Source organism: Arthrobacter sp. TB 26, from assembly GCF_000427315.1.
Taxonomy (GTDB): domain Bacteria; phylum Actinomycetota; class Actinomycetes; order Actinomycetales; family Micrococcaceae; genus Arthrobacter.
The window spans coordinates 1-5,307 of the sequence record NZ_AUPJ01000334.1; the positions used below are offsets into that span (position 1 = coordinate 1).

Below are 5,307 nucleotides of genomic sequence, written 5' to 3' on the forward strand. Positions count from 1 at the left end.
CCCGAGCCCGCCATCGGGGCGGCGCTGGACGCGGAAATCAATGCCGTCATCCAGGCGAACAGCGGCTACCGGGTGGGCGTGGCCCTGATCGACGTGGAGGACGGCATGGTCCACGAATATGGCGTGACGACCAAGTTCGTGGCCGCGAGTACCGGGAAAATCCTCGCCGCCGCGGCTTACTACCATCTGGTGGAAACGGGCAAGGCCTCGCTCGGGACACCGATGGGGGCGTCGACCGCGGGCCAGCAGATCCGGCAGATGGTCCAGCAAAGCAACAACGAATCGTGGGCCCTGATCCTGTCCGCGGTCGGCTACCGGGGACTGACCAACTATGCCGCCTCGATCGGCATCCCCTACGACCGGTCGCTCAACACCCTGACTCCGGCGGAGATGGCACGTACGCTGACCGAGCTCTACAGCGGACGGCTGCTCAACGCCGAGAACACCCGTCAGCTGCTGTCCTACATGCAGAAAACCAACTACGAAGTGCTCATCCCCGCTGCCGTACCTCCCGGGGTCACCGTCTTCCACAAGTACGGCCTGCTGAACGGATACCTGCACGACGCGAGCATTCTGGTGCAGGGGGAGCGGGCCTACGTGTTTGTGGTTTACACGCTTGGCCGGGATATGTCGGACATGGCGGCCCGGACCCGCGTTATCCACCAGCTCACCGGGACCGTCACCGCCGGGCTCTTCTGACGAAGCGTCCGTTCCCCCGAAGGACACACAACCGTAGGCTGGAGTAGGGAGGTGAATGCCATGAAAGCAGCCCAGGGAGACCGCATCATCATCCGAGGCCACACGGTCGAGTCATCGGACCGGCACGGGGAAATCCTGGAGGTCAAAGGGGCAGACGGTGCCCCGCCCTACCACGTCAGGTTCGACGACGGCCACGAGACCATCCTGTTCCCCGGCGGGGATTTCGTCGTCGAACGCAGCAAGACCGACTGACCCCCGCTAGAAGCTCGATGAACTCCCGGAGCCGGAGAAGCTCCCGCCGCTCCCGCCGTAGCCGGTCGTGCTGCCGCCGCCGCCCCGGGCACTGCCGACGCTGCTGACCCCGGTATTGAAACCGGAATTGAAGGTGGGCACGGAGAAGAAGTAGTACGCCGGATACACGGTGCCCAGGATGCTGGGCTCATACGTGCGCCCGAACTTGTCCTTGCTTCCGGCCTGCGCGCTCTCCATGTCCTTGCGCATGAGCCCGGCTTCCTTCTCGTTTTTGGCGAAGCCTGCAATGACGGTATCGGCGTGGTTCTTGAGCAGCTCGGACAGGTGGGTGCGCGCATCACGCAGCCGGTCAAGGGCTGTCTCCGGCGTGATGGTGCCCTCCGCGAGTTCCGCGGTCCACTGTTCGATGTCGCGGTGGCTTTCGTCCCGGAAGGAGCGCAGGGCCGCCGCGGTCGCGGAGTCACCCTCGGCGTGGCGCCTGCTGAGCATCTGTTCGATCGCGGCGAGGTCGGCGCGGAAGGGAGCGAGTTGCCGGTCCCAGGCAGGGGCCCAGGCGGAGCCCCGGTTGAGCAGGGCGTTGGTGTCGGCGATGACGTCGTCGAGGGCGTCCAGTTCTGCGGCGGCGTCGGCGTAGCTCCGGACCAGCCGCAGGTTTGGCCGCTTGCCCAGATCCTTGGGGGACAGGGCATGGACCCGGTTGGAGAGACCGGTGGCGGTGTTGTACTTCGCCATAAAGGTCCGGTGCTTCTCCAGCACAGTGCTGCCATAGCGGGAGGCGTCCGGGATGGTGCTGGCGTTGAGCTCGGTGACCTGGAGATCCATGCTGACGCTGGAGTAGCTGGCGTCGCCGCGGGCCAGTTCCTTGCGGCAACTGACCCTCGTCCGCCAGCGCACGATCAGCCGCGCCGCGACGCCTGCGACGGCGACCGCCACAGCGGTCCAGGCGGTGACGAGGAACGCCGTGGACCGGTACCACGGCTGGTTGATCAGTTCCGCCCCGCGCTTGATGCCGGCAACGGTGCCTTCCGTCCACTGGGCATCGCGAAGGAGGTCCTTGGAGGCGTTCTGGATGTCCTCGCGCTGTTCCGGCGAGACCTTCCGATCCTCACCCATGTACGTGCCCACATGCCGGCCCACCGGGTCCAGGGCGAAGATGAAGAGCCCGTTCGCCCATTTCTGGCCATCCCCGCTGATCCATTCCGGATGCTCGGATCGGGCAAAACGCAGGACCTCCTCATTCAGGTTGTCCGACGACGAGCCGTTGTACGTGTAGACGGCCACCTTGGTGGGCTGGTAGAACTCGATTGCCTGCACCGCCGGCAGGAGGGTGTTCCGGTCCAGGACCCCCGCCCGGTCCTCCACCACAATGTCTGCCGGCGTGACGGCCAGCGCCGCCGGCCCGGTACCCGCCAGCCCGATCAGTACAAGAGTGAGCACGCCAACGACTTTCCGCACGATTCCCATTTCCCGAGCGTAGTGCCTGCCGCGGGCGGCGTCGACGGACCTTGCCGCCCCGGGCGCCGGGGGTTTCGGTTAGGCTGGCCACGAATGACGCGGAAGGGGAATGCTGCAGTGTTCGAGGACCCCGAACGGCCGGGACAGCCATGACATCGACCACCCCCGTCGACGAGATGAGCGGCCTGGTCGGTCTTGCCGCGAGAGCCGTCGACGCGCTCGGCGAGTGGGGTGTTGGGCTCTTCACCCTGGCGGAGACGGTCTTCCCGCCCATTCCCAGCGAGGTCATCCTTCCCCTGGCCGGGTTCCTCACCCGGCAGGGGACCATGAACATGGCCCTGGTGCTGGTCACCAGCACGCTGGGTGCCTATCTCGGGGCGCTGCTGCTCTATTGGCTCGGTGCGCGGCTGGGGCTGGAGCGGTCGATCCGCTGGCTGTCGAGGCTCCCGCTGATGGACCGCGAAGACTTTGAAAAGGCCGCCCGCTGGTTCAGCCGCCACGGCAGGTCAGCGGTCTTCTTCGGCAGGCTGCTGCCGGGAGTGCGCAGCCTGATCTCATTGCCCGCCGGTGCCGATCGGATGCATCTCGGCACGTTCAGCGCGTTCACGGTCGCGGGGAGCGGCATCTGGAACGCGCTGCTGATCGGGCTGGGGGCTCTGCTCGGGGCACAGTACCGGCTCATCGACGAATACTCCCGATTCCTCAACTTTGCCGTCTACGCCGCCCTGGCCGCCGTCGTCGGCTGGCTGATCGTCAGGGGTGTCCGACGGCGGCGAAACCGCAGGTCAGGGCGGAGTGGGGCCTAAAGACACCATGACGGCGAGCCCTGCCTGCTGCATACTGGCGGCATGAGTCCAGAGGCGAACGAACCCGAGTCAAGCAAACCGGTAGCGGCCGCGCAGGGAACAGGGCCAGCTGCGGAACCGCACCGGCCGGACCGGACCCTGCTGGCCATACTTGCCGCCATAGCCGTGCTGGTGATCGTCGCCCTCATTGTGGTGTTCACCCGCGGACAGCCGGCGACGGTGGACGAGGCAACCCCCGCCGGGGTGGTCCAGCGGTATTCCGCTGCCGTGATCGCCGGGGACGAGGCCGCCGCGGCCACCTACCTGACTGACGCCGCCAAGGCCCGCTGCAGCAGCACCATCGAACGGATGGCTGCGGACAACCTCCGCGTCACGCTGGTCTCAACGACCGAACGCCCGGCCTCCGCGGACGTCAAGGTGCTGATCACCGTCTCGGAGGGCGGCGGGCCGTTCGGAAGCGCCGAGTACCAGATGGAGGATGGCTTTGACCTCGTCAAAACAGGGGACAAGTGGCTGATCGACAGGGCTCCGTGGCAACTGACCGTGTGCCAGAACACGGCGGTGAAGTGATGAGCGCCGAATCCGTCGTGGGCTCGGCCCAGCGGACCGTCCGCCGCCTGATCACCTACCTGCTGCTGTTCGCCCTCGTGGTGGTCGCCGCCGTCGGACTCAGCGGACTGCTGGGACGGCTCCTGGTGGCGGGCACGGAGCTGGCCACGGGGGACGTGGCGGGGCTGGCGCGCTCGCTGGCCTTCACCCTGATTGGCGGGCCGCTCGCCGCGCTCCTCTGGTGGGTTGTCTGGCGGCGCCTGGGCGATGAAGCAGAACGGGTATCCGTCGGCTGGGGCCTGTATTTGACCGGCGCCTATGTGCTTTCGCTCATCCTGGCGACGAGCAACCTGCTGAGTACGCTGACCACGCTGATCGGCGGCCAGTCGCTGCAGTGGCGCCAGTCGCTGGCCACCGGGCTGGTGTGGGCGGCCGTCTGGGTCTGGCACCGGTGGATGTGGCGGCACCCCCGCAAGCGTCCGCTGGACTTGACCGATGTACCCACGGTGCTCGGTACCTACATCGGTCTGGTGATAGGAGTCAGCGGCGCTGTAGGGGCCCTGTCCACCCTCCTGGACGCCGCCCTCCGGGGTGCCACGGCAGCGGCGACGGTGGGCAAGCCCTGGTGGGTTTCCGTGCTGCAGTCACTCGTCTGGGCCGTGGGCGGCGGCCTGGTCTGGTGGTGGCACTGGAAGCACGACGGCGGCCGGCTGCTGCGCACGGGACTCGCCAGCGTCGCGCTCATCGCCGTCGGCGTCCTGGGCGCCGGAGTGCTGACCCTCGGCGGTGCCGGAGTTGCGTTGTTCGTCTTGCTCCGGCTCGCCTTCGACCGCATTGAATCGATGGACCTGATGCTTGAGCCGCTGGCGCCGGCCATCGCCGCCGCAGCCGTCGGCTCACTCGTCTGGGTGTACCACCGGGGGCTGGCGCGTGGGAGTTCGGAAACCATCCGGCAGGGAAGCAGGCTGGTGACTTCCGGCGTCGCCCTGGTTGCCGCGGCCTCCGGGATCGGCGTCATCGTCAATGCTGCCCTCGCCATGGCAGCGACCCCGCTGGCGGGCTCCGGGACGCGCACGCTCCTGCTCGGCGGCATCAGTTCGCTCCTGGTCGGAGGCCCGGTCTGGTGGCTCACGTGGAAACCGCTCGACCGGGAACCCGTGGTGACGCCACGTCCCGCCGGCGACTCCGGGACGTGGCTGAACTCCCGGCGGGTCTACCTGATCGTCGTGTTCGGGCTCAGCGCCGTGGTTGCCGTCATCACCCTGCTGGTTATCGGGTACCGGATGTTCGAGTTCTATCTCGGAGACATTTCCGGCGGCAGCCTCGTGGACAGGATCCGGGCCCCGCTCGGATTGCTCGTGGCAACCGGCCTTGTCGCTGGCTACCATTTCGCCGTATGGCGCCACGAGCGTGCCGTCCTCGCGGCGGCGGGCCCCGCCCGGAAACGGACCATCGGGCACGTCGTCCTGGTGACCGGCGCCGACCCGGCACCGCTGCACCGGGTCATCGAGGACGTCACCGGCGCCGGCGTCACCGTGTGGAGACG

6 protein-coding genes are annotated in these 5,307 nt (G+C 67.7%); 5 read left to right on the forward strand and 1 reads right to left on the reverse strand.

Annotated elements, in window-relative coordinates:
* Together K789_RS0112790 and K789_RS0112795 are read left to right on the forward strand one after the other, a co-directional pair.
* On the forward strand, positions 1–699 hold a 699-nt coding region (locus K789_RS0112790), incomplete at its 5' end, for a serine hydrolase (protein WP_024367091.1).
* 60 nt (positions 700–759) lie between these two features.
* Positions 760–951: a DUF1918 domain-containing protein gene (locus K789_RS0112795; protein ID WP_024367092.1), complete on the forward strand. Its 192-nt coding sequence runs from the start codon at positions 760–762 to the stop codon at positions 949–951.
* Positions 952–957: 6 nt separating this feature from the next.
* On the opposite strand, the gene K789_RS0112800 is transcribed toward K789_RS0112795, so the two are convergent.
* The gene (locus K789_RS0112800) at positions 958–2,388 is read right to left on the reverse strand and encodes a DUF5129 domain-containing protein (protein WP_306376559.1); all 1,431 of its coding nucleotides are present in this window, start codon (positions 2,386–2,388) and stop codon (positions 958–960) included.
* 167 nt (positions 2,389–2,555) lie between these two features.
* On the opposite strand from K789_RS0112800, the gene K789_RS0112805 reads away from it, so the two are divergent.
* From K789_RS0112805 to K789_RS0112815, 3 genes are all read left to right on the forward strand, one after another.
* The gene (locus K789_RS0112805) at positions 2,556–3,212 is read left to right on the forward strand and encodes a DedA family protein (protein ID WP_024367094.1); all 657 of its coding nucleotides are present in this window, start codon (positions 2,556–2,558) and stop codon (positions 3,210–3,212) included.
* Positions 3,213–3,254: 42 nt separating this feature from the next.
* Positions 3,255–3,782, forward strand: a complete 528-nt coding sequence (locus tag K789_RS0112810; protein ID WP_024367095.1) for a hypothetical protein — start codon at positions 3,255–3,257, stop codon at positions 3,780–3,782.
* On the forward strand, positions 3,782–5,307 hold a 1,526-nt coding region (locus K789_RS0112815), incomplete at its 3' end, for a DUF5671 domain-containing protein (protein WP_024367096.1). The genes K789_RS0112810 and K789_RS0112815, both read left to right, overlap by 1 nt.